Source organism: Streptomyces sp. NPDC029164, from assembly GCF_055563995.1.
Window position 1 is genome coordinate 96,195 of sequence record NZ_JBVHWW010000025.1, and the last position, 23,997, is coordinate 120,191.

Below are 23,997 nucleotides of genomic sequence, written 5' to 3' on the forward strand. Positions count from 1 at the left end.
AATGGACTTTGGGTCGTCCCTGGCGCAGAGTTGAAGGCATGGATCTTTCGCTCGCGGAAGCGACCCGTGCCGAGTTCGCCCACTCCACCACCTACCTCAACACCGCCAATTGCGGGGTCCTCCCGCGTTCCGCCGTCGCAGCCGTACGTGAGCTGGCCGAGGCGGCGGGGGCCGGCGTCCCCGCCGGCTTCGGTGACTTCGACCGCGTCAACCGCTCCCGGGAGGCCTTCGCCCGCCTCGTCGGGGTGGACGCCGAGCGGGTGGCCGTCGGCTCGGCCGTGTCCACCCACGTCGGCCTCATCGCGGCCTCGCTCCCGTCCGGCGCCGAAGTCCTGTGCCCGGAGGGCGACTTCTCCTCGGTGATCAACCCCTTCATGGTGCGGAACGACCTCAAGGTCCGCTTCGCACCACTGGAGTCCCTCGCCGAGGCCGTCGGCCCGGACACCGCCCTGGTCTCGCTGAGCGCCGTACAGTCCGCGGACGGGCGGACGGCCGACCTGGCCGCGGTGCGCGCGGTGACGGCGGCGAACGGGGCCCGGATGCTCGTGGACGCGTCCCAGGCGGTGGGCTGGCTGCCCTTCGACGCCTCGCCCTACGACTACACGGTCACCGTCGGCTTCAAATGGCTGCTCGCCGTCCGCGGGGCCTCGTTCATGACCGTCTCGCAGGAGGCCCAGCGCACCCTGACCCCGCTGCACGCCGGCTGGGTGGCCGCCGAGTCCATGTGGGACTCCACCTACGGTCCGATCCCGGAACTGGCCCACGGGGCACGCCGGTACGACGAGTCACCGGCCTTCCTCGCCTACCACGCGTCCGAGGCCTCGCTCGCCCTGATCGAGCGGATCGGCATCGAGGCCATCCACGCCCACGACACCGCCCTCGCGGCCCGCTACCGCGCCGGCCTCGCCCGCCTCGGCCACGAGCCCGTGCCCGGCGCGGCCGCCATCGTCTCGGTGCCGGGCCTCGCGGACCGCCAGCCCGGCCTGCAGGCCGCCGGCATCGCCACCTCGGCCCGCGCCGGATCCCTGCGGGCCTCGTTCCACCTCTACAGCACGGAGGCGGACGTGGACCGGCTGCTGGACGTCCTCTCCGCGCCCTGAGGCGGACGGCGCGCCCGGACGGCGCGCACGTACAGTGCCGCCATGAGCGATGTGCTGCACGTGAAGGGGCGGGTGCTGGTCGGGCCCGACGAGGTCCGCGACGAGCTCTGGGTGGTCGGCGGGCGGGTCTCGTACGAGCGCCCGCCCGGGGCCCGCGAGGTCACCACGGTGACCGGCTGGGCACTGCCGGGGCTGGTCGACGCGCACTGTCACGTGGGACTCGACTCCCACGGCCCGGTCGACGCCGCGACCGCCGAGCGCCAGGCGCTCACCGACCGCGACGCCGGCACCCTCCTCATCCGCGACGCCGGATCGCCCTCCGACACCCGCTGGATCGACGACCGCGAGGACCTGCCGAAGATCATCCGGGCCGGCCGGCACATCGCGCGCACCCGCCGCTACATCCGCAATTACGCGCACGAGATCGAGCCGGCCGACCTGGTCGAGTACGTCGGCCGCGAGGCGCGGCGCGGCGACGGCTGGGTGAAGCTGGTCGGCGACTGGATCGACCGCGACGCCGGGGACCTGGCCGCCTGCTGGCCGCGCGCCGAGGTCGAGGCGGCCATCGCCGAGGCGCACCGGCTGGGCGCCCGCGTCACCGCGCACTGCTTCGCCGAGGATTCGCTGCGCGACCTGGTCGAGGCGGGCATCGACTGCGTCGAGCACGCCACCGGCCTCACCGAGGACACCATCCCGCTGTTCGCGGAGCGCGGGGTCGCGATCGTCCCGACCCTGGTGAACATCGCGACGTTCCCGAAGATGGCGGCGGGCGGCGAGGCGAAGTTCCCCCGCTGGTCGGCGCACATGCGGCGGCTCCACGAGCGCCGGTACGACACCGTACGGGCCGCCTACGACGCGGGCATCCCGGTCTACGTCGGCACCGACGCCGGGGGTTCCCTGCCGCACGGCCTGGTCGCGGCGGAGGTGGAGGAGCTGGTGAAGGCCGGGATTCCGCCGCTGGACGCCCTCTCGGCGACGGCCTGGGCGGCGCGCGAGTGGCTCGGCAGGCCCGGTCTCACGGAGGGGGCGCCGGCGGACCTCGTGGTCTACGGCGCCGACCCGCGGGCCGACGTGCGCGCGCTGGCCCAGCCGCTGCGGGTCGTCGTGAACGGCAAGGTCAGGGCCTGAGCCGTGCACCGGCGCCCTGTTGACGCCGCGTGACATCGGCGGCCCGTCGGTCGTTGAAGACGGCCGCACGGGCCGACTTCTTGTGAAAGGAGGGAACTCGCGTTCCTCCTGAGGCGCGGCAAATCGAATACATGCATAGAAACCATCCTTTGGAGTGAACTCACGTCAGGTTGCCGCCCGTTCACTCACCGTGCGTAAAAATTCCGGGGTCGAGGCCGTCGGCGCGCGCAATGTCCCCCATTGGCGGCGCGACGGCACCCATCTCCCCGGGGGTTCCACCACCTTGAACAGCAACACCTTCCGCATGCCCGCGGCCATCCTGCTCGCCACGGGAGCGGTGGCCCTCCTCACCGCCCCGCCCGCCCTCGCCACGGGAGGAGGCGGAGCCGGGGCGGGCGCCGAGGGCAAGGCCGGCGCCGTCGTCCTGCGCGCGGGACTGGACGTGGGCCTGCTCAACAAGACCGTGCACGTCCCGCTGAAGGCGACCCTCAACGAGGTCAGCGCCCCCGCGACGGCCGAGAAGACGGCGCTGACGGTCACCCTCGACGGGGTCGAGGGCAACAAGCCGGTCAGCGTCCTGCGTGCCGACGTGGCCACCTCCAAGGCGAGCGCGGACAAGAACCGGGCGGAGGCGGAGGCGAACCTCGCCAAGGCCTCGGTGCACGTGCCCGGGCTGCCCCTGCTCTCCCTCGTCGAGGTGGAGAAGGTCACCTCCAAGGCCGTCTGCGAGGCGGGCAAGAAGCCGGTGGCCAGCGCGAACGTCCTCGGGAAGGTGACGGCGCTCGGCAAGAAGGTGACCCTGTCGGCGGGCGGCCCCACCAAGCTGGAGGTCCCGGGCGTGGGCGTGGTCAACCTGGAGCTGTCCGGTACGCAGACCACCTCCACCACGGCCGCCGCGGCCGCGCTGCGCCTGAAGGTCTCGGTGAACCCGCTGAACCTGAACGTGGCTCAGGTGGACGGCGAAATCGTGCTCGCCGAGGCGCACTGCGAGACCCCGTCGGGCCCGGCGCCCTCATCCGCGCCGCCGGCGGCGGACCCGGACGTCAAGCCCCAGACCGGGACGGGCACCGGGACCGGAACCGGGACCGGAACCGGGACCGGAACCGGGACCGGCATCGCCTCCGGTGTCACCGCCGACGCCAACCTGGCCGAGACCGGCGGCGGTTCACTGACCCCGTACGTCGCGGGCGGGGCGCTGTTCCTGCTCGGCATCGGCGGGGTCGCGCTCCTGGTGACCCGTCGGGGCAGGGCCTCGTAGGACCGCCGGCCGGACCCGCCGGACCCGCCGGACCCGCCGGACCCGCCCGAGCCGCCCGAGCCGCCCGAGCCGCTCGGGCCACCGGGCCGCCGCCCCGGGGAGCACACGGAGGGGAGTGCTCAGTGGGTGGCGTGCTCCAGGCCCTGCCCGCCCGCGCCGCGCGACATCACGGCCTCGGTGACCTGCTGGTCGATCCGGTCGTACTCGCTCCGCTTCGCGGCGGGCAGGGAGGTGTCGGAGGCCGCGCAGGAGGCGCAGACGACACGGAAGGGCGGTCCCATGTCCGAGTACTGCGTGAGGTATTCGGCCTTCACCACCTCCCAGCGGCCGGGGTGGGCCGCCGCCGGGGCGAAGGTGAACCGGGGGACCGAGGACTGGTTGCCGCGGAGTTTGTCGGCCGGTACGAAGCTGGCGACCTGGTCGCCCATCCCGAAGACCACCCACGTGCCGTTGATCTTCTCGTAGGGCTGCGGCACGTGGTTGTGCGTGCCGATGATCAGGTCGATGTCGGGGAGGCCGTCGGCTGAGCGGGAGGCGGTCAGCGCCTGCGCCAGTTCCTTCTGCTGCTCGTCCGGCGCCGTCTGCCACTCGGTGCCCCAGTGCACGCTGAGCACCACCACGTTCGCGCCGCCGGCCCGGGCGGCGCGGGCGTCGGCGATGATCCGCTCCTTGTCGATCAGGTTCACGGCCCACGGCTTGTCCTGGGGGAGCGGGATGCCGTTCGTGCCGTACGTGTACGAGAGCTGGGCGACCTGCGCGCCGCCGGCCGTGAGCCGGGCCGGGGCCTTGGCCTCCTCCGCGCTGCGGGCCGAGCCGACGTGCGGGATGCCGACGCGGTCGAGGTGTTCCAGGGTGCGGGCGAGACCCTCGTAGCCGTCGTCCAGGGTGTGGTTCGAGGCGGTGGAACAGCCGTCGTACCCGGCGTCCTTGAGGGCGTCCGCCAGCTGGTGCGGGGCCTTGAAGGTGGGATAGCCCGTATAGGGGCCGCCGGGGCGCCCGTACGGTATCTCGTGGTGGCATATCGCCAGGTCGGCGGTGGAGACCAGGGGTTTGACCCCGGCGAGTATCTTCCGGAAGTCGTACTCCCCGGCCTTGTCCGCGTCGTCCGCCGACCGCTGGACGATCGACGGGTACGGGATGATGTCGCCGGTCGCCACGAGGGTGAACGGCCCGTGCCCCGGCCTGGCGGGGACGGGGGCCGTGGCGCTCGCCGCCGGGACGGGCTCGCCGCGGAGCCGCTGCTCCGGAGCCGCCGCCCTGCCGCCGTCGTCGAGGAGCCGCGGTGCGGCGAGGACCCCGCCGCCGATCACCACCAGCCCCGCCAGGCCGACCCCTATCCGCCCCGCCGCCTTCATGGACCGCCCCCGTCATCCGCTCGTCCCGCCATCGTAGGCGCGACCCGCACCCCCGGCCCGGCGACCGGGCCCACCGGCCCAGAGCCCCGGTTCAACGCGCGGCGAGCGCCAGGGCGTGGTCCAGGGCCTGGAGCAGCCGGCCCGTCGTCACCCGGTCCCGGACCGCCAGCCGCAGCCAGGAGCGGTCCAGCCCCGGGAAGGTGTCCCCGCGGCGGACCGCGAAGCCGAGGGCGCGCAGCCGGGTGCGGACCTCCGCGGCCCCCGCCACCTGGATCAGCACGAACGGCCCCTGCGCCACCCCCACGACCGTCACCTCGTCGAACTCCGCGAGCCCGGCCAGCAGATGGGCCCGGTCCACCGCGATCCGCCGCGCCGCCTCCTCCGCCTCGGCCAGCGCCGCCGGAGCCACACAGGCCTCGGCGGCCACCAGGGCCGGGGTCGACACCGGCCACAGCGGCTGCGCGGCCGCCAGCTTCGCGATCACCTCCGGCTCGGCCAGCACGTAGCCGATCCGCAGCCCCGCCAGCCCCCAGGTCTTCGTCAGGCTCCGCAGCACCACCAGCCCCGGCAGGTCCATCCGTCCCGCCAGGGCCTCCCTCTCGCCCGGGACGGCGTCCATGAACGCCTCGTCCACCACCAGGAACCGGCCCGGCCGGGCCAGCGCGGCCAGCGTCGCCGCCGGGTGCAGGACGGACGTCGGATTGGTCGGGTTGCCGATCACCACCAGGTCCGCGTCCTCGGGCACCGCCGCCGGGTCCAGCCGGAACCCGTCCGCCGCCCGCAGCACCACCCGCTCCACCCGGTGCCCCGCGTCCCGCAGAGCCGCCTCCGGCTCGGTGAACTGCGGATGCACCACCACCGGCCGTACGGCGTCCAGCGCCCGCGCGATCAGGACGAAGGCCTCCGCGGCCCCCGCCGTCAGCAGCACCCGCTCGACCGGCAGCCCGTGCCGGGCCGCCACGGCCGCGCGGGCCGCCCGGCCGTCGGGGTAGGCGGCGAGGTCCCCGAGGGAAGCGGCGATCCGCTGCTTGAGCCAGGCCGGCGGGGTGTCCGCCCGTACGTTGACCGCGAGGTCCACCAGCGCGGAGCCCGCGTCGACCACCTCGGCGTCCCCGTGGTGGCGCAGGTCGTGCGCGTGTGCCGTGGCCACCGCGCAGGTCGCCGCCACCGACCGCCGCTTGGGCACGAGGAGTTCCCCGCCCGTCGCGAGGGCCGCGGCCTCCGCCACCGAAGCGGTCCCGGCGGCGGTGCGCGCCGTGTCCGAGGGGTGCGGCACGCTGATCGCGGCCAGCTGCTCGGCGGGATAGCCGACGAGGGGCACGCCGAAACGTTCCGCCGCACCCGCGATCCCCGCCTCGCACACCTTCGACTCCACCGTGGCCAGGGCCGTCACCGCCTGCGCGGTCAGCCCGGCCCCCCGCAGCGTCTCCTCGATCAGGGCGCAGACCTCCGCGACGGACACCCCCGCGCGTCCGCCGACCCCGACCACCAGACGGGTCGTGTAATCGCCCACCGGGAGTCCTCCCTCCGTAGTCATCGTCACCCTCACATCACCGGCACGTCACCGGCACCCGTACCTCACCGGCAGCGGTACGGCGTCAACACTCCGATGCCCGCCACCCGCGCGCGGAAGTGCGCACGGGGCGCGGAGTCTGTATTCAGGGGCACATGGCCGTGATCGTGGCGTTGGGCGCGTTCCTGATGACCCTGGCGGGCGGATGGGCGGCGCAGCGCGTCACCGACCGCCGCCACCTCGTGCTGGGCCTGGCCGGCGGGCTGATGCTCGGAGTCGTCGGCCTCGACCTGCTCCCGGAGTCCATCCACGCGGCGGGCGACGAGGTGTTCGGCGTCCCGCTCGCCCTGCTGCTCTTCGTGGGCGGATTCCTGGTCGCCCACGTCGTGGAGCGGCTCCTGGCGGTCCGCCAGGCCGCGCACGGCGCCGAGGACGGCGCCCGTGTCCCGCAGGTCGGGCTCACCGCGGCCGCGGCGATGGTCGGCCACAGCCTCGCCGACGGGGTGGCCCTGGGCGCGGCCTTCCAGGTCGGCGGCGGGATGGGCGTGGCCGTGGCGCTGGCCGTCATCACCCACGACTTCGCCGACGGGTTCAACACGTACACGCTCACCCGCCTCTACGGGAACGACCGTCGCAAGGCCCTGATGATGCTCTTCGCCGATGCCGTCGCCCCGGTCGTCGGCGCGGCGTCCACTCTGCTGTTCACCCTTCCGGAGGAACCTCTGGGCGCGTACCTCGGGTTCTTCGGCGGTGTCCTGCTCTACCTCGCGGCCGCCGAGATCCTGCCCGAGGCCCACCACAAGCACCCCGCCCTGTCCACGCTGATGTGCACGGTGGGCGGGGTGGCCGGGATCTGGCTCGTGGTGGGCATCGCGGACTGATCTCACGGCCGGGCCGCCGCCGCTTCGACGAAGCGGAGCGCGACGGACGGCTCCGCCGCCCAGTGCGTGTGCAGGTAGCTGGCGTGCACGCCCTGCTGTACGAAGCCCTCGACCCGGCGTTCGGGGTGCGTGAACCCCCAGGCCGGCGCGGCACCGGCGCCCGGCTCGATCACCGTCCGGTGGAACTCGTGCCCGCGCAGCCGGGTGCCGTTGGCGGCGAGCGCGCTGTCCGACACCGCGACCGCCTCGCGGTACCCGAGCGTCAGCCGCTCCGACATCCGGGCGTCGGCGTCGAGCACCCCGCACATGGGCTTGCCGTCCAGCGACCGCGCGAGGTACAGCAGCCCGGCGCACTCGGCGGCCACCGGGCCGCCGGCCTCGGCGAAGCGGGCCACGGCCTCGCGGAGCGGTTCGTTGGCGGACAGCTCCGGCGCGTACACCTCGGGGAAGCCGCCGCCGATCACCAGGCCGGTGGTTCCGGCGGGGAGCGCCTCGTCCCGGAGGGGGTCGAAGGTGACGACGTCCGCGCCGGCGGCATGCAGCAGCTCGGTGTGCTCGGCGTAGGAGAACGTGAACGCGGGTCCTCCGGCGACCGCGACCACCGGCCGTCTCCTGGGGCTCCGCCCCGGACCCCGCGCCTCGAACGCCGGCGAGGCCGAAGCCGGAGACCAGGCCTCGCAGGCCAGTGACGGGGCCGTACGGGCCAAGGTCATCAGGGCGTCCAGGTCGCAGCCCTGGCGGACCTGCTCGGCCAGCGCCGCAACCGCGGCCAGCGCATCCGTGCGGCGTTCCGCCACCGGCACCAGGCCCAGGTGGCGCGAGGGCGTGGCCACCTGCGGAGCCCGCCGCAGGACGCCGAGCACCGGCATCCCCGCCTCCTCCAGCGCCTCCCGCAGCATCACCTCGTGCCGGTCGGAGCCGACCTTGTTCAGGATCACCCCCCCGAGCCGCACCTGCGGGTCGAACGACGCGAAGCCGTGGACGAGCGCCGCCACCGACCGCGACTGCGAGGAGGCGTCGACCACCAGCACCACCGGCGCTCGCAGCAACTTCGCGACCTGCGCCGTCGACGCCAGTTCGCCCCGGCCCGCCGCCCCGTCGTAGAGCCCCATCACGCCCTCGACGACGGCGAGGTCGCACCCGTCCGCCGCGTGCGCGAACAGCGGAGCCACCAGCTCCGGCCCGCACATGAAGGCGTCGAGGTTGCGCCCCGGCCGGCCGGTGGCCAGCGCGTGGTAGCCCGGGTCGATGTAGTCGGGCCCGGCCTTGTGCGGGGACACGGCGAGGCCGCGCTCCGAGAAGGCCGCCATCAGGCCCGTGGCCACGGTGGTCTTGCCGCTGCCCGACGAGGGCGCGGCGATGACCAGCCGGGGAACGTTGAACGAGGTCACCACTCGATGCCCTTCTGGCCCTTCTGGCCGGTGTCCATCGGGTGCTTGACCTTGGTCATCTCGGTGACCAGGTCCGCGAACTCCACCAGCTTCTCCGGCGCGTTGCGGCCCGTGATCACCACGTGCTGCGTACCCGGACGGTCGCGCAGGACCTCGATGACCTCGTCGACGTCGATCCAGCCCCAGTGCATCGGGTACGCGAACTCGTCCAGCACGTACAGCTTGTGCGTCTCCGCGGCCAGATCGCGCTTGACCTGCTCCCAGCCCTCCTTGGCCGCCTGCTCGTTGTCGAGCTGCGCGTCCCGCTGGACCCAGGACCAGCCCTCGCCCATCTTGTGCCAGGCGACCGCGCCGCCCTCGCCGGAGGCGCCGAGCACCTTGAGCGCGTTCTCCTCGCCGACCTTCCACTTCGCCGACTTGACGAACTGGAACACCCCGATCGACCAGCCCTGGTTCCAGGCGCGCAGCGCCAGCCCGAACGCGGCCGTGGACTTGCCCTTGCCGGGGCCGGTGTGCACGAAGACGAGCGGACGGTTGCGGCGCTGGCGCGTGGTGAGTCCGTCGTCCGGAACGACGGACGGCTGTCCCTGAGGCATTACGCGGCCCTCCTGTTGCTGTCGGATGTCACTGCGGTACGTACGTTCTTCACGAGCCCGGCCAGCGAGTCGGCCCGCAGCCCGTCGAGCGTGACGGCGGGTCCGCCGAGGTCGGCGGCCAGTACGCCCGCCAGCCCCAGCCGCACCGGCCCGGACTCGCAGTCCACGACCACCGAGGCGACGCCTGCGGCCTGCAGCAGCCGCGCGCTGCGCCCCGCGAGCTCCCGCGGGGTGCTGTCCGTCCGTCCGGCGGCGGTCCCGGCCGAGGTGGCCCGGCCGTCGGTGACGACGACGAGCAGCGGCCGGCGCGAGGGGTCCCGCAGCCGCTCGATCCGCAGCACCTCGTGGGCCTTGAGCAGTCCGGCGGCCAGCGGGGTGCGGCCGCCCGTCGGCAGCCGCTCCAGCCGGGCCGCGGCCGCGTCCACCGAGGAGGTCGGGGGCAGCGCCAGCTCGGCGGTGGCCCCCCGGAAGGTGATCAGGCCGACCTTGTCCCGGCGCTGGTAGGCGTCCAGGAGCAGCGACAGCACGGCGCCCTTGACCGCGCTCATCCGCTGTCGGGCGGCCATGGAGCCGGAGGCGTCGACGAGGAAGAGGACGAGGTTGCCCTCGCGGCCCTCCCGCGTGGCCTGGCGCAGGTCGTCCTTGCGAATGACCAGGCCGCGCCCGTCCCGGCCGCGGGCCCGCTGGTGCGGGGCGGCCGCGTGCACCGTGGCCATCAGGTGCAGCTTCGTCAGGTGGCCGCGGGGGCGCTGGGCGCCGGTGGTCCGGCCGTGGGCGGTGCGGGCGCGCGAACGCCGCCCGGCCGCGCCCTCGCCGAGCCCCGGCACGCTCAGCATCTTCGTCCGGAACGGCTCGGCGGCCCGTACGGCGGCCTGCTCGGGCCCGCCGCTCTCCTGGGCGGAGGGCTGCGGGGACTCGGGGGCGTCCGCGGGGGCCTCGGTGGGTCCGCCGGTGTCGGTGGAGTCCGCCGGGGCGTCCGAGCCGTGCGGGCCGCCGCCCTGCGGGGGCACCCCGCCACCGCCGTCGGGGCCACCGCCGTCGTCCGGGCCCTCGGAATCCGGATCGGCGTCCGGGTCCGGGTCCGGGTTCCGGCCGGGCTCCGGGTCCGGGTCGGGCTCGGGCTCCTCGTCGGGGAACTCGTCCAGGATCCGGTCGAGCATGTCCTCGTCGAGTCCGGGCGCGTCGAAGGGGTTGCGGCGCCGCCGGTGGGGGAGCGCCAGCAGCGCTGCCTGCCGTACGTCCTCCTTCCGTACGGAGGTCCGCCCGGCCCAGGCGGCCAGCGCGGTCGCGGTGCGCGCCATCACGATGTCGGCCCGCATGCCGTCGACCTCGAAGCCGGCGCAGGTCGCCGCGATCTGCAGCAGCGCCGTGTCCCCGAGCACGACCCGCGGGAGCAGCGCCCGCGCGGCCACCACCCGGGCGCGGACCTCGTTCTCGTCCCCGGCCCAGCGGGTGGCGAAGCCCGCGGGATCGTCCTCGTAGGCGAGCCGGCGGCGCACCACCTCCACCCGCTGGGCGGGCTCGCGGGAGGCGGCGACCTCGACCGTCAGCCCGAAGCGGTCGAGCAGCTGCGGGCGCAGCTCGCCCTCCTCGGGGTTCATCGTGCCGACGAGCAGGAAACGGGCCGCGTGCCGGACGGAGACGCCCTCGCGCTCCACGTACGAGGCGCCCATGGCGGCGGCGTCCAGCAGCAGGTCGATCAGGTGGTCGTGGAGGAGGTTGACCTCGTCGACGTAGAGGATCCCGCGGTGGGCGTCGGCGAGCAGGCCGGGCTCGAAGGCCTTCACGCCCTCGGCGAGGGCCCGCTCGATGTCGAGGGCGCCGACCAGGCGGTCCTCGGAGGCGCCGACGGGCAGCTCGACCATCCGGGCGGGCCGGGCGCGGCCGGGGCCGGGCTCGTGCGGGCCGTCGGGGCAGGCCGGGTCGGGCGCGCCCGGCGCGCACGAGAACCGGCAGCCGGGCACGACGTCGACCTGCGGCAGCAGGGTCGACAGGGCGCGCACGGCGGTGGACTTGGCGGTCCCCTTCTCGCCGCGCACGAGCACACCACCGACCGCCGGGCTCACGGCGTTGAGCAGGAGCGCCAGCCGCAGGTCGGCTTGGCCGACCACTGCGGTGAACGGGTAGGGCGTGCTCATGCGTTGCTCACTCCTTGGATGGTGGTGCGGACCGTTGCTGGGGCTCCGCCCCAGACCCCGCGCCTCAAACGCCGGCGGGGCTGTACTTCAGAGCGTCGGGGACAGCCCCGCGGGGCCCGGCGGCCCCTCACGGCGCGCCCGGCGGGAGAAAGGGGAGCCCCGCCGGGGCTCCGCCTTCGATGAGCCGCAGCAGCGCGTCCGTATCGGCGTGCTCCTCGATCAGGTCGCCCAGCAGGTCCAGTTGCTCTTCCCGCAGCGCGGAGAACGAGGTGTCCGGCGCCGGGACGAAGGCGCGCCCCGCGGCCGCCGCCACCTCACGGAGGAACGCCCGGCGGAAACCGTCCGACTCCAGCGAGCCGTGCCAGTGGGTTCCCCACACCGACCCGACCCGGCAGCCTTCCAGACCGCGTCCATGGTCATCGGAGATGAACGTCTCCCCGCCGAGGACCTCGGCCACCCCGTGGTGGATTTCGTACCCCTCGACCGGTTCCCCGAGCGCCGAGCCCACCGGCCGCGCCAGGGTCTTCTCCCGCTCGAAGCGGACCCGTACGGGCAGCAGACCGAGGCCGTCGACCTCGCCCGCCCGCGATTCGACCTCGTCCGAGATCCGCTCGCCCAGTACCTGGAACCCGCCGCAGATGCCCAGGACCGGCCGCCCCTCCGCGGCCCGCCGGACCAGGGCATCGGCGAGGCCGCGCTCGCGCAGCCACGCCAGGGCCTTCACCGTGCCCCGGGTGCCGGGTACGACGACCAGGTCCGCGTCGGCCAGTTCCTCGGCCCGGTCCACGAACCGCACCACGACGCCGGGCTCCGCCGCGAGCGCGTCGACGTCCGTGAAGTTCGACATCAGCGGCACCGCGCACACCGCGACCCGCAGCACGTCCTCACCCACGGGCGGTGCCACCACGGACTCCCGTACCGCGCCCCGCAGGGACACCCGCAGCCCGTCCTCCTCGTCGATGCCCAGCCCGTGCTGGAAGGGGAGGACGCCGTACGTGGCCCGCCCGGTCAGCCCGCGGAGCATCTCCATGCCCGGCTCCAGCAGCGAGACGTCGCCGCGGAACTTGTTCACCAGGTACCCGGCGATCAGCGACTGGTCCTCGGGCGACAGCAGCGCCGTCGTCCCGAAGAAGGACGCGAAGACCCCGCCCCGGTCGATGTCCCCGACCACGACCACCGGGAACCGGGCGGCCCGCGCGATCCCCATGTTCACGATGTCGGTCCGGCGCAAATTGATCTCGGCCGGACTTCCCGCCCCCTCGCAGATCACGGCGTCATACGTGCCCCGCAGCTGCTCCAGGCAGTCCGTGACGATGCCGAGCAGCCGCTCCTGCCTGCCGCCGTGGTAGCCGCGGGCGCTCATCTCGCCCACCGGCTTGCCCAGCAGCACCACCTGGCTGCTCTGGTCGCTGCCGGGCTTGAGCAGCACCGGGTTCATCAGCGCGGTCGGCTCCACGCGGGCCGCCTGGGCCTGCATCGCCTGAGCGCGCCCGATCTCGGCGCCCTCCCGCGTGACGAAGGAGTTCAGCGACATGTTCTGCGCCTTGAACGGCGCCACCTTCACGCCCTGGCGGGCCAGCCAGCGGCAGATGCCCGCCGTGACCACGCTCTTGCCGGCGTCCGACGTGGTACCGGCGACTAGGAGTCCGCCGCCGAGCTTCGCGCCGCTCATCGACGTCCCTTCCCTTTCCTGCCGGATGCGCCGGATACGCCGGATACACCGGATACGGCGGAGGCCAGCGTCCGGGCGGCCACACAGGCCCCGAGCGCCAGCCAGGTCACCTGTCGCGACAGCCGTACCGCCCGCTCGATGTCCGCGACCTCCACCGGCCGGCCGGCCCCGCCGTTCAGCACCGCCCGGTGCTCGACGCGGCCGCCGTACGCGAGGGTGCCGCCCAGCCGTACGCCGAGCGCTCCCGCGAAGGAGGCCTCGACGGGCCCGGCGTTCGGGCTCGGGTGCGCGGCGGCGTCCGCGCGCCAGGCGCGTACGGCTCCCCGCCGGTCGGGACCGGCCAGTACGGCGGCGGCGGCCGTCAGCCGGGCCCCCGGCCAGCCGGCCAGGTCGTCGAGCCGGGCGGAGGCCCAGCCGTAGCGCAGGTAGCGGGGGGACTTGTGGCCGACCATCGCGTCCAGGGTGTTCACGGCGCGGAAGGCCAGCAGGCCGGGGACGCCGCCGACGGCGCCCCACACCAGGGCCCCGACCACCGCGTCGGAGGTGTTCTCCGCGACCGACTCCACGACGGCGCGGGCCATCTGCTGCCCGTCCAGGGACTGCGGATCGCGCCCGCACAGGTGCGGGAGCCGCTCCCGGGCCACCTCGGTGTCCCCGGCGGTGAGCGCCCCGCCGATGGCGCGGGCCTCCCGGCCCAGCGAGGTGCCGCCCACGACAGCCCAGGTGGCGGCGGCGGTCAGGGCGATACGGACGGCAGCGGGCCGGGTGCGCACGGCGCGGGCGCCCAGCGCACCCACGGCGGCCGCGCCTCCGGCGCACACCAGCGTGTGCAGGAGGCCACGGGCGCGGTCGTCGCGCCACAGGGCGCGTTCGGCGGCGGCGGCGGCCCGTCCGAAGGCGGCCACGGGGTGCCCTCGGCGGGGATCACCGAGGATCCGGTCGCCGATCAGGCCCGCCGTGGCGCCGTACGCGAAGACGCGATCGGCACGCATGGTGGCAGGTATGTCCTCACTCAGGGTCCGCGCCCTGGTTCGACGTGTCCGGCGGCGAGAGTTCCTGGCTCCCGGGGCGCACGCGCGGCGTGCGCTCCCCGGTGACAGTGGCGGGACCGCGCCGGATTCGCACCGGACTTCCTCTCCATGCCGCCGTATTGGCTCGGGCAGTCCACCACGCACCGAGAAGGCCCGTCAACTCGCCGTTGACCTGCGGCGCGGCAGGGGCACGGGATGCGAAAAGCTCCCTCCGGGACAAATCCGGAGGGAGCCTTCACACCTGGTCGGCCGCGGGGCGGCGGATCAGGCGACGATCAGGTAGATCCCGTAGCCCACGGCTGCGGCGATGACCGCGAAGCAGGCGTACGCGCCGCTGCGGGCGAGGGTGGCGGTGCCGCCCTGCTCAGTGGCGGTCTCGTGCTTGGACAGGCCCACCAGGCCCAGGGTGAAGAGGGCCACGAGGGCGACGGTGGCGAAGAGGCTGACCCCGAAGACGGAGCCGAGCGCTTCCCAGTCGATCTTCATACTGCCACTTTCTGAATGTCCGGGTCTCTGGGTGTCTCTGTCTCGGTCAGACCGCGGCGGCCGGAGCCGCCGGGGTCTGCGTCGCGGCCGGGATGGTGGCCTTGAGGTCTTCGTCCGTGACCGCGGCGGTGGTGCCGGCGGCGGCGACGGTCGGCGGGACGGTGACCGCGGCGATCGCCGTGGTGACGACGCCCGGCTCCCCGGCGCCGGCCGGCTCCGCCTCGTTGACGTTGGTGTGGTCGACGACCTGGCGGCGCGAGATGAACCAGATGGCCAGGCAGGACCCGATCAGGAAGAGCGTGACCGCGGCGATGCCGACGTCACCGGCGCGCATGACCAGCTCGGCACCGGCCGAGACCAGCGCGGCGGCCGGCAGGGTCAGGCCCCAGGCGACGAACATGCGGGTCGCGGTGGACCAGCGGACCACACCGCCCTTGCGGCCCAGGCCCGCACCCATGACCGCACCGGAGCACGAGTGGGTGGTGGAGAGCGAGAAGCCCAGGTTCGAGGAGGCGAGGATGACGGACGCGGCCGAGGTCTGGGCGGCGAAGCCCTGCTGCGGCTGGAGGTCGGTCAGGCCGCTGCCCATGGTGCGGATGATGCGCCAGCCGCCCAGGTAGGTACCCATGGCGATGGCCAGACCGGCGGAGACGATGACCCAGACCGGGGGGTTCGCGTCGGGCGCGATGGCGCCGCCGGCGATGAGGGCGAGGGTGATGATGCCCATCGTCTTCTGCGCGTCGTTGGTGCCGTGCGCGAGGGAGACGAGACCGGCCGAGGCGATCTGACCGGCGCGGTAACCCTTGGCGGACGTCTTGTCGCCGACCTTGTTCCCCAGCTTGTACGTGACCTTGGCGGCCAGGTACGCGGCGATGCCGGCCACCAGGGGGGCGGCGATCGCGGGGATGAGGACCTTGGTGACGACGACGCTGCCGTTGACGGCGCCGATGCCGGCGGAGGCGACCGCGGCACCGATCAGGCCGCCCATCAGGGCGTGCGAGGAGCTGGAGGGCAGTCCGACCAGCCAGGTGACGAGGTTCCAGAGGATCGCGCCGACCAGGGCCGCGAAGATCACCTCTGGCTGGATGCCCTCTTCGTTGACGAGGCCCTTGGAGATCGTCTTGGCGACCTCCACGGACATGAACGCGCCGACGAGGTTGAGCACGGCGGACATGGCCACCGCCGTCTTGGGCTTGAGGGCGCCGGTCGAGATGGTGGTGGCCATCGCGTTGGCCGTGTCGTGGAAACCGTTCGTGAAGTCGAACACGAGAGCGGTAATGATCACGATCCCGAGGAGAAGCGTTATGTGCTCCATTTACCCAGGCTTCTGTTTGACGTCAGTGGCTCGGCGACCGTAGGCAACCTGGATGAACGGAAGGTGAACTGGCTCGGGCCGAGCGGTGTACTGGCCCGGGGTGTGATCGGGACATTCGTCCTGATTCTGACGTAGATAACTCGATAAATGCACGTCAAAGCCGGGTGAATGCACCCCTCCGCACCGGGGGCGGAGGCGGCCGGGCCCCCCGCCCGGACCCCGGAAAGAGACCTAGATCACCCCGCCCCCGGCGGTGGCGCGGCGACCAGCGGAGCGATCACCTCCGGTGAGCCGTCGGTGGCGCTCCGGTGGCCCTCCCCACGCTCCGCCGGGACACTGGAACGGTGCGTACCGCGACAGCAACGGCAGCGGCCGTCACCACCACCCTCCTCGGCGCCGGTGCGGCCGCGGTCGCGGTCGGCCGGTACGCCGCCGACGCGGCCCTGCGCTCCGAACCGGGGCGCCCGCTCCCCGGCGGGCAGCGGCTCAGTGTCCACTCCACCGCCACCGGCCGGGTCTCGCTGACCCGCTCGCCGGCCTCCCTGCGCCCGGGCACCTACGGCCTGGTCGCACCCGGGGTGCACGCCGTGGTCGGCCCCGTGGTCGCCGACGCCGACCACTACCCGGACACCGTCGTACGGCGGCTCCTCACCGTCAACCACGGCGCCCTCGCGCCCGGCACCCGCGTCACCCTCACGCCGCAGGTGTACGTCGGCAACCCGGGCACCGCCCTCGGGCTCGACCACGCCGACGTGGACATCCCCGGGGAGCTCGGCGCGCTGCCCGCCTGGTTCGTGCCCGCCGCCCGGGACACCTGGGTGATCACCGTGCACGGGCTCGGCGGCACCCGCGAGCACCCGATGGTGGTCATGCCCTTCCTGCAGCGCCACCAGCTGCCCGTCCTGGACCTGGCCTACCGCGGCGATCTCGGCGCCCCCGCCTCCCCCGACGGCATCGGCCACCTCGGCGAATCGGAGTGGCGGGACCTGGACGCCGCCATCCGCTACGCCGTGCGCTACGGCGCCCGCCGCGTGGTCCTCCACGGCTGGTCCACCGGCGCCACCATGGCCCTGCACGCCGCCGAACGCTCGGCGCTGGCCGACCGGATCTCCGGACTGGTCCTGGACTCGCCGGTGCTCGACTGGCACACGACCCTGCGCCGGCTCGCCGCGGCGCGCCGCACCCCCGCCGTAGTGCTGCCGCTGGCCGTCTGGGCCGCCGAGGGCCGCGCGGGGCTGCGCGCCGACCGCCGGCCGCCGGGCGCGGATCCCGGGGCCCTGCGCGTCCCCGTACTGATCTTCCACGGACCGGACGACACCCTCGCCCCCTGGGGTCCCTCCCGCCGGCTCGCCGCGGCCCGCCCCGACCTCGTCAGCCTGCACACCGTGCCCGCGGCCGGACACGGGGCCATGTGGAACGCCGACCCGGCCGGCTACGAGGAAGCCCTGCGCCGCTTCCTCACCCCCCTCATGTGAGGGCCTGTCATGTGAAGGCCGTGTGACGGACTTGTTCCTGCGGGCGTGTTGTCCCGGTCTGCACCGCGGGCAGGTGGTGGCAACGGCTGATTCCGTTTGGGCTTTCGGCCAGTGACGGGCGAGACTGCTTCCGTGACGTCCCGAAAGCCTGATGAGCAGTTGGCTCGCGACTCCAGACTCCGACTCGTCTCCCCGCGTTCCGTCGCCGCGGCACGCAAGGCGGTGACCGACCGACGCAGCCGGCCCGCCCCGAGGCCCCCGGCGGGCACCCCCGCCACGGCCGACCTCGCGAACCGGGCCCGGGCCTCGCTCGCCGACGCCGTACGCCTGACCCGCTGGGCCGAGCGCAATCTCGGCGCCGGCGACGGCGGCCGGCCCGCCCCCACGGGCGCCCTGCCGCCCTCGGACGTCGAACGCGCCGCCGGGGAACTGGGCCTGACGCACGGCCAGATCCGGGTCGGCTGGGACCGCGCACGGCTCGCCGGCCTGGTCGAGGTGCACGGCGGCCACGCCCGGCCCGGCTGGCGGCTGCGGGCCTGGGACCGCGACGACACCGCCGTACTGCGCGGCTGGGTCGCCCTCTTCGACGCCTGGTCGCTCGTCCACCCCGCCCCCGCCGACATCGCCCCCGCGGCCGTCGCCGAGGTCGTCGAGGCGATGCCCCAGCTTCTCTCCCTGCTCCAGCTCTCCGACGGCCCGGTGACCGTCCCCGACCTCCTCGACCTGCTCGGCCAGCGCGTCACCGAACTGCGCGACGAGCGGTGCGAGATCCCGTACGACGCCGAGCCCGCGGCGACCCGTACGGCCGCCCCCGGCGAACCAGAAGCCCCGGCCTCCGCCCCGGCTGCTGCCTCCGCCCCGGATCCGGACGGGCGGGAGCGCCCCGCGGCCGCCGAAGCCGGCTCCGCGGAGGCCCGCCCCGTCCCGGTCCCCCTCGCCCGGCTGCTGCGCTGGGCGCTCGGCGGACTCGCCGCCGTGGACGCCGTCACCCTCGGCCCCGCCCGGGCCGCGCTCACCCCGCTCGGCAGCTGGGCCGTCTGGGTCAAGCTGGAGCAGATCTGCGTCGCGGCGCAGAGCCCCGCCGGGAACATCGAGCAGTCCGCCGCCGCCATGCTGCACGGCTGCGCCCGCCTCACCCCCGGCCCGGCCCGCGCCGAGTACCAGGCCTGGCTCGCCGCCCGGCCCGTCGGCCACGCCGTCGCCGAGCTCCTGCAGGCCGCCCGCGGCGAGGACGCCCTGCTGCGCGGCCTCGCCTTCGAGGCGCTGCGCGTGGTCGGCGCCCCCGCCGAACCCGAGGTGCGCGCGACCGTGCGCGAGCCGGGCCTGCGCCCCTATGCCCTGCTCTGGCTCGCCGAGCACGACGGGGTCGACCCCGACGAGGCGCAGGACGTCCTCACCGCCGAGGAGTCGACCTGGCTGTGGGTGGACACGGCGGCCGCCATCGCCGACCACGGCGAGGCCGAGCTGCTGGCCCGCCACCTGGACTCGGCCGTCCGGACCACCGTCCCGCGGCTGCTGGACGAGGTCCGCGCCGTCGGCCATCCGCGCACCGTGCAGGTCCTGGTCGCGCTGGCCGCCGCCCACCCGGACCCGGCCCTGGCCAAGGCCGTCCGCCGGGCCGCCTTCCAGGTCCACACCGGCGGCGCCTAGGTCCGGGCCTCGTCGGGGCGCTGCGCTGAGGCGTCGTGCCCGGCCCGGCCCTGCCGCGGGGTGTCCGCCACGGCCCGTGGGCCGGCGGCACCCGCGTGCCCCCGGCCCGGGGTACGGCGCCGCGGGGTCTCAGACCTGCGGCGCGTACGTGCCGAAGCTCCAGATGTTGCCCTCGGCGTCCCGGGCCATGTAGTCGCGCGAGCCGTAGTCCTGGTCCTTGGGCTCCATGACGATCTCCACCCCGTGCTCGGCGGCCCGTCGGTGGTGGGCGTCCACGTCGTCGACCACGACATAGACCCCCGAGGGGCCGGCGCCCTCCATGGCCTTGCCGAAGACCCCGCCGGTGCCCTTGCTGCCCAGCATCACCATGCCGTTGCCGTAGGCCAGCTCCGCGTGCACCACCGAGCCGTCCTCACCCTCGTACACCGCGACCTGGCTGAAGCCGAAGGCCTCGGTCAGCAGCCGGATGGCCGCCTTCGCGTCGCGGTAGACCAGCGTGGGACAGATGGACGGAACGCCTGCCATGACGATCACTCCCTCTCGTGACGGTGACCCGCGTCACACCAGCATGGCAGGCGGCGCCGACAGTCAGCGGAAGGTGTTGCACTGGGCCATGTCGCCCGTGCGGTAGCCCTGGTAGAACCACTGCTGCCGCTGCTCGGCCGAGCCGTGCGTCCAGGACTCGGGGGTCACCCGGCCCTGGAACCTCTCCTGGATCCGGTCGTCGCCGACCGCGGCCGCCGCGTCCAGCCCGTCCCTGATGTCCTGGTCGGTCAGGTTCGTGATCAGCGGTCGCCCGGTGGACTCGTCCGGGGTGCGCGTCGCGTTGTGCGCCCACACCCCCGCGTAGCAGTCGGCCTGCAGCTCGACCTTGACCGCGTTGCTGTTCGCGCCCTGCCGCCCGTCCTGGGAGCGCTGGAGCGTGCCGAGCAGGTTCTGGATGTGGTGCCCGTACTCGTGGGCGACGACGTAGGCCTGGGCGAAGGGGCCGCCGCTCGCGCCGAACTTCGTCCGCAGCTCGTTGAAGAAGCCGAGGTCCAGATAGACCTGCCGGTCCGCGGGACAGTAGAAGGGGCCCACCGCCGAGGTGGCGGTTCCGCACGCGGTGTTCACCCGGCCGGTGAAGAACACCGTCGACGCCGGACTGTACTGGCCGCCGCGCCGGGCGAACTCCTGCCGCCAGAAGTCCTGGGTGCTGTTGACCACCGCGACCAGCCGGCAGTCCTCCCGCGCGTTCGCGTCCCGCCCCGTCCTGCACTCCTGCTGCACCTCGTTGACGGAGGACGCGGCCGGCCCCGGCTCCTGGTCCCCGGAGGACAGTCCCAGCTGGTCCGGACCCACACCGAAGAGCAGTCCCAGGACGAGCGCGATGATGCCGACGAGGCCGCCGCCGACCGTGGCCCTCCCGCCGGGGATGCGGCTGCCGCGCACATCCTTGACTTCGGAGGTGTCCAGGTTGGCGTTGTCGTCGAACTGCATCCCCGCACCGCCCTCTCTTCGTGGGACCGGGCGGGCCACGTGACCGCCCCTGCGGTGAGTATCGGCCCATTCCTCCCGGTACGCGCCCCGGCACTTCCCGGGTTCCTGGGCCGAACGGGGGGACGCGGCGGAGAGCCTCCCGGCCGCCGGGCGGTCCGGCCCGCGCCCGGAAACCAGTTGCACAACCCCGGTAGAATGTCTCCCATGGCAAATCTCCTCGCGGATTAGCGGCGTCGAAGCATCGCGTCCTGCCCCCCTTCCGCCGTCCCCACCCGCCCTGGAGTATTTCCGTGATCACCGCCACCGGCATCGAGCTGCGCGCCGGCGCCCGCATCCTCATCGAGTCCGCCTCCTTCCGTGTCGCCAAGGGCGACCGCATCGGCCTGGTCGGCCGCAACGGAGCGGGCAAGACCACCCTCACCAAGTGCCTCGCGGGCGAGGGACAGCCCGCCGCCGGCTCCATCGCCCGCTCGGGCGAGGTCGGCTACCTCCCGCAGGACCCGCGCACCGGCGACCTCGACGTCCTGGCCCGCGACCGGATCCTCTCCGCCCGCGGCCTCGACGTACTGATCAAGAAGATGCGCGCCAACGAGGAGCGCATCGCCACCGGCGCGGGCGCCACCCGCGAGAAGGCGCTCAGGCAGTACGAGCGCCAGGAGACCGAGTTCCTCACCAAGGGCGGGTACGCCGCCGAGTCCGAGGCCGCCACCATCTCCGCGGCGCTCAGCCTGCCCGACCGGGTGCTCGGCCAGCCGCTGCACACCCTCTCCGGTGGTCAGCGCCGCCGCGTCGAGCTCGCCCGGATCCTCTTCTCGGACGCCGACACGCTGCTCCTCGACGAGCCCACCAACCACCTCGACGCCGACTCCATCGTCTGGCTTCGGGACTACCTGAAGAACTACCGCGGCGGCTTCATCGTGATCTCCCACGATGTCGACCTGGTCGAGACCGTCGTCAACAAGGTCTTCTACCTGGACGCCAACCGCGCCCAGATCGACGTCTACAACATGGGCTGGAAGCTCTACCAGCAGCAGCGCGAGGCCGACGAGAAGCGCCGCAAGCGCGAGCGTCAGAACGCCGAGAAGAAGGCCGCGGCCCTGAACTCGCAGGCCGACAAGATGCGCGCCAAGGCCACCAAGACCGTCGCCGCGCAGAACATGGCCAAGCGCGCCGACCGGCTGCTCGCCGGCCTGGACGCCGTCCGCGTCTCCGACAAGGTCGCCAAGCTGCGCTTCCCGGACCCGGCGCCCTGCGGCAAGACCCCGCTGACCGCCGAGGGCCTCTCCAAGTCCTACGGCTCGCTGGAGATCTTCACCGACGTCGACCTGGCCATCGACAAGGGCTCCCGCGTCGTCATCCTCGGCCTCAACGGCGCCGGCAAGACCACGCTGCTGCGCCTGCTGTCGGGCACCGAGAAGCCCGACACCGGCACCGTCGTCCCCGGTCACGGCCTCAAGCTCGGCTACTACGCCCAGGAGCACGAGACCCTGGACCCGGAGCGCACGGTCCTGGAGAACATGCGTTCCTCCGCGCCCGACCTGGACCTGGTCGCCGTACGCAAGACGCTCGGCTCCTTCCTCTTCTCCGGGGACGACGTGGACAAGCCCGCCGGGGTGCTCTCCGGCGGCGAGAAGACCCGCCTGGCCCTGGCCACGCTGGTCGTCTCCTCGGCGAACGTGCTGCTGCTCGACGAGCCCACGAACAACCTCGACCCGGCCAGCCGCGAGGAGATCCTGGGCGCCCTGCGCACGTACAAGGGCGCGGTCATCCTCGTCACGCACGACGAGGGCGCCGTCGAGGCGCTGGAGCCGGAGCGGATCATCCTGCTCCCGGACGGCGTCGAGGACCTGTGGGGCCCGGACTACCGGGACCTGGTGGCGCTCGCCTGACCCCGGAGGGGGTCCGTCCGATCACGGTCCGGGCCTGCGGTGACCCTGATCCAGTTCCTTATGGATCATTCGGCTCAGGGGTGATCCATCATCTGAGTGAGACGGTCTCGTACCGTTGCGCGTCGTACGACGGCCCCGGCCGCACCCGTGAAGGTGCGCGACCGGGGCCTTTCGTTTTCCGCCGCCCCGCCTCTGACCTGGCAATTCCCGGTGGGGGCGGCGAAGTGTGACGGAAGTCATGCGGCGGAAGAGAAGATTCCGTTCTGCTCGTGTGTCCACGGCTTGAGAAATGCCGCCGGACCGACCTTGCTGAATGGGTGGCCAGGAAGCGTGGGAGGGGTGATCATGAGAAGTCCAGAGCGCACTTCCCATGAGGAGGCACGGGTGGCCGAGACTCTGAAGAAGGGCAGCCGGGTAACCGGCGCCGCGCGCGACAAGCTCGCGGCAGACCTGAAGAAGAAGTACGACTCCGGTGCGAGTATCCGGGCGCTGGCCGAAGAGACCGGCCGGTCCTACGGATTCGTCCACCGGATGCTCAGTGAGTCCGGGGTTTCGCTGCGCGGTCGCGGAGGCGCGACGCGCGGTAAGAAGGCGGCTACGGCCTGACCCCGGTCCCATCGGTTCCAACGCTCCAAGGCTCCAACGGCTTCACAGCTCACATGTTCCGACGTTTCCTTCGGTGACCCCCGGTCGGCTCCGTGGTCGACTGGGTGGTTACTGTGCAGTCACTTAGGCCGGGCTTGCGGCCGACTGCACACCGGAGGCATACACAGATGGCTCTGCTCGACAAGGACGGCGTACGACTCACCGTCGACGACACGGTCGCCACGGTGACACTGACCAATCCGGCCAAGCGAAATGCCCAATCCCCCGCGCTCTGGCGGGCTTTGGCCGAGGCCGGGAGGTCGTTGCCGGGCACCGTCCGGGTCGTCGTGCTGCGCGGTGAGGGCAAGTCCTTCTCCGCAGGGCTCGACCGGCAGGCGTTCACCCCCGAAGGCTTCGAGGGCGAGCCGTCCTTCCTCGATCTGGCACGTGGATCGGACGAACTGCTCGACTCCACGATCGCCGAGTACCAGGAGGCTTTCACCTGGTGGAGGCGTAACGACATCATCTCCGTCGCCGCCGTGCAGGGGCACGCGATCGGCGCCGGCTTCCAGCTCGCGCTCGCGTGCGATCTGCGCGTGGTCGCGGACGACGTGCAGTTCGCCATGCGCGAGACCAGCCTGGGCCTGGTCCCCGACCTGGCCGGAACCCAGCCCCTGACCTCCCTGGTCGGCTACGCCCGCGCGCTCGAGATCTGCGCGACGGGCCGCTTCGTGCATGCCGAGGAGGCCGAGCGGGTCGGCCTCGCCAACCTGGTCGTCCCGGCCGACGAGCTCGACGCCGCCGTCCAGGACCTCACCACCGCCCTGCTGGCCCCGCCGCGGGACGCCGTGATCGAGACCAAGGCACTCCTGCGCGCCGCGCACTCGCGTCCGTACGACGACCAGCGCACCGCCGAGCGCGCCGCCCAGGCCCGCCGCCTGCGCGACCTTGCCGGGCTGTCCGACTGACGTGTCGGGGGCTCCGCCCCCGCCCCCCCCCCGCACCCCCCCCGCGCCTCGAACGCCGGCGAGGCTGGATCTCGCCGGCGTTCGAGG

The 23,997-nt window shown here is 73.7% G+C and carries 19 protein-coding genes, 1 pseudogene and 1 riboswitch; of the genes and pseudogenes, 9 read left to right on the top strand and 11 right to left on the bottom strand.

Features of this window, described 5'->3' with window-relative positions; translation table 11 throughout:
- The first annotated feature begins 38 nt into the window (after positions 1–38).
- The 3 genes from ACZ4VT_RS23955 to ACZ4VT_RS23965 all read left to right on the top strand — a co-directional run bounded on the left by ACZ4VT_RS23955 (position 39) and on the right by ACZ4VT_RS23965 (position 3,486).
- On the top strand, positions 39–1,100 hold the full coding sequence (locus ACZ4VT_RS23955; protein ID WP_467952515.1) for an aminotransferase class V-fold PLP-dependent enzyme: 1,062 nt from the start codon (positions 39–41) through the stop codon (positions 1,098–1,100).
- Positions 1,101–1,142: 42 nt separating this feature from the next.
- A complete protein-coding gene (locus ACZ4VT_RS23960; protein ID WP_362805629.1) occupies positions 1,143–2,228 on the top strand; it encodes an amidohydrolase family protein in 1,086 nt (361 codons plus the stop codon).
- 283 nt (positions 2,229–2,511) lie between these two features.
- Positions 2,512–3,486 carry an SCO1860 family LAETG-anchored protein gene (locus ACZ4VT_RS23965; protein WP_467952517.1) on the top strand — a complete coding sequence of 325 codons (975 nt, stop codon included), beginning with the start codon at positions 2,512–2,514 and terminating at the stop codon, positions 3,484–3,486.
- Positions 3,487–3,605: 119 nt separating this feature from the next.
- Here the strand turns inward: ACZ4VT_RS23965 and ACZ4VT_RS23970 are convergent, their stop codons facing one another.
- Both ACZ4VT_RS23970 and cobC read right to left on the bottom strand, forming a co-directional pair.
- Positions 3,606–4,841 (bottom strand): CapA family protein, encoded by a 1,236-nt coding sequence (locus ACZ4VT_RS23970; protein ID WP_467952519.1) that lies wholly within the window; start codon positions 4,839–4,841, stop codon positions 3,606–3,608.
- Positions 4,842–4,932: 91 nt separating this feature from the next.
- Entirely contained in the window at positions 4,933–6,378 is a 1,446-nt protein-coding gene (gene cobC, locus ACZ4VT_RS23975) for an Rv2231c family pyridoxal phosphate-dependent protein CobC (RefSeq protein ID WP_467952520.1), read from the bottom strand.
- Positions 6,379–6,509: 131 nt separating this feature from the next.
- Here cobC and ACZ4VT_RS23980 point away from each other — a divergent pair, with 131 nt between their 5' ends.
- Entirely contained in the window at positions 6,510–7,235 is a 726-nt protein-coding gene (locus ACZ4VT_RS23980; RefSeq protein ID WP_376614064.1) for a ZIP family metal transporter, read from the top strand.
- A gap of 2 nt (positions 7,236–7,237) precedes the next feature.
- Here ACZ4VT_RS23980 and ACZ4VT_RS23985 read toward each other — a convergent pair whose 3' ends face one another.
- The 7 genes and pseudogenes from ACZ4VT_RS23985 to ACZ4VT_RS24015 form a co-directional block, all read right to left on the bottom strand.
- Positions 7,238–8,629, bottom strand: coding sequence for a cobyrinate a,c-diamide synthase (locus ACZ4VT_RS23985; protein ID WP_467952522.1), 1,392 nt, complete (start codon positions 8,627–8,629; stop codon positions 7,238–7,240).
- The gene (cobO, locus tag ACZ4VT_RS23990; RefSeq protein WP_030716897.1) at positions 8,623–9,222 is read right to left on the bottom strand and encodes a cob(I)yrinic acid a,c-diamide adenosyltransferase; all 600 of its coding nucleotides are present in this window, start codon (positions 9,220–9,222) and stop codon (positions 8,623–8,625) included. Before cobO ends, ACZ4VT_RS23985 begins: the two co-directional genes overlap by 7 nt.
- Positions 9,222–11,360 carry a putative cobaltochelatase gene (locus ACZ4VT_RS23995; RefSeq protein ID WP_467952523.1) on the bottom strand — a complete coding sequence of 713 codons (2,139 nt, stop codon included), beginning with the start codon at positions 11,358–11,360 and terminating at the stop codon, positions 9,222–9,224. The genes cobO and ACZ4VT_RS23995 overlap by 1 nt, the downstream gene beginning before the upstream one ends.
- A gap of 130 nt (positions 11,361–11,490) precedes the next feature.
- A pseudogene (locus tag ACZ4VT_RS24000) lies at positions 11,491–13,032 on the bottom strand (cobyric acid synthase); the annotation flags it as partial.
- Complete coding sequence (locus ACZ4VT_RS24005; protein WP_467952525.1) at positions 13,029–14,024, bottom strand: cobalamin biosynthesis protein; 996 nt, start codon at positions 14,022–14,024, stop codon at positions 13,029–13,031. The pseudogene ACZ4VT_RS24000 and the gene ACZ4VT_RS24005, both read right to left, overlap by 4 nt.
- A gap of 37 nt (positions 14,025–14,061) precedes the next feature.
- A riboswitch (cobalamin riboswitch) is annotated at positions 14,062–14,215 on the bottom strand.
- Between the two features lie 112 nt (positions 14,216–14,327).
- The gene (locus ACZ4VT_RS24010; RefSeq protein ID WP_030012731.1) at positions 14,328–14,549 is read right to left on the bottom strand and encodes a hypothetical protein; all 222 of its coding nucleotides are present in this window, start codon (positions 14,547–14,549) and stop codon (positions 14,328–14,330) included.
- Between the two features lie 46 nt (positions 14,550–14,595).
- Positions 14,596–15,864: an inorganic phosphate transporter gene (locus tag ACZ4VT_RS24015; protein ID WP_467952527.1), complete on the bottom strand. Its 1,269-nt coding sequence runs from the start codon at positions 15,862–15,864 to the stop codon at positions 14,596–14,598.
- 344 nt (positions 15,865–16,208) lie between these two features.
- Here ACZ4VT_RS24015 and ACZ4VT_RS24020 point away from each other — a divergent pair, with 344 nt between their 5' ends.
- A complete protein-coding gene (locus ACZ4VT_RS24020; protein WP_467952529.1) occupies positions 16,209–17,339 on the top strand; it encodes an alpha/beta hydrolase family protein in 1,131 nt (376 codons plus the stop codon).
- A gap of 132 nt (positions 17,340–17,471) precedes the next feature.
- A complete protein-coding gene (locus ACZ4VT_RS24025) occupies positions 17,472–18,989 on the top strand; it encodes a hypothetical protein (RefSeq protein ID WP_467952530.1) in 1,518 nt (505 codons plus the stop codon).
- Between the two features lie 129 nt (positions 18,990–19,118).
- On the opposite strand, the gene ACZ4VT_RS24030 is transcribed toward ACZ4VT_RS24025, so the two are convergent.
- Complete coding sequence (locus ACZ4VT_RS24030) at positions 19,119–19,514, bottom strand: VOC family protein (protein ID WP_467952532.1); 396 nt, start codon at positions 19,512–19,514, stop codon at positions 19,119–19,121.
- A gap of 63 nt (positions 19,515–19,577) precedes the next feature.
- A complete protein-coding gene (gene ypfJ / locus ACZ4VT_RS24035; protein WP_467952534.1) occupies positions 19,578–20,468 on the bottom strand; it encodes a KPN_02809 family neutral zinc metallopeptidase in 891 nt (296 codons plus the stop codon).
- A 290-nt stretch (positions 20,469–20,758) separates the two neighbouring features.
- Between ypfJ and ACZ4VT_RS24040 the strand changes: the two genes are divergently transcribed.
- The 3 genes from ACZ4VT_RS24040 (at position 20,759) to ACZ4VT_RS24050 (ending at position 23,910) form a co-directional block, all read left to right on the top strand.
- Complete coding sequence (locus ACZ4VT_RS24040; RefSeq protein ID WP_362805653.1) at positions 20,759–22,357, top strand: ABC-F family ATP-binding cassette domain-containing protein; 1,599 nt, start codon at positions 20,759–20,761, stop codon at positions 22,355–22,357.
- Between the two features lie 384 nt (positions 22,358–22,741).
- Positions 22,742–22,963, top strand: coding sequence for a helix-turn-helix domain-containing protein (locus ACZ4VT_RS24045; RefSeq protein WP_030010789.1), 222 nt, complete (start codon positions 22,742–22,744; stop codon positions 22,961–22,963).
- Positions 22,964–23,130: 167 nt separating this feature from the next.
- Positions 23,131–23,910, top strand: a complete 780-nt coding sequence (locus ACZ4VT_RS24050) for an enoyl-CoA hydratase/isomerase family protein (protein WP_030716921.1) — start codon at positions 23,131–23,133, stop codon at positions 23,908–23,910.
- Positions 23,911–23,997: the final 87 nt, after the last annotated feature.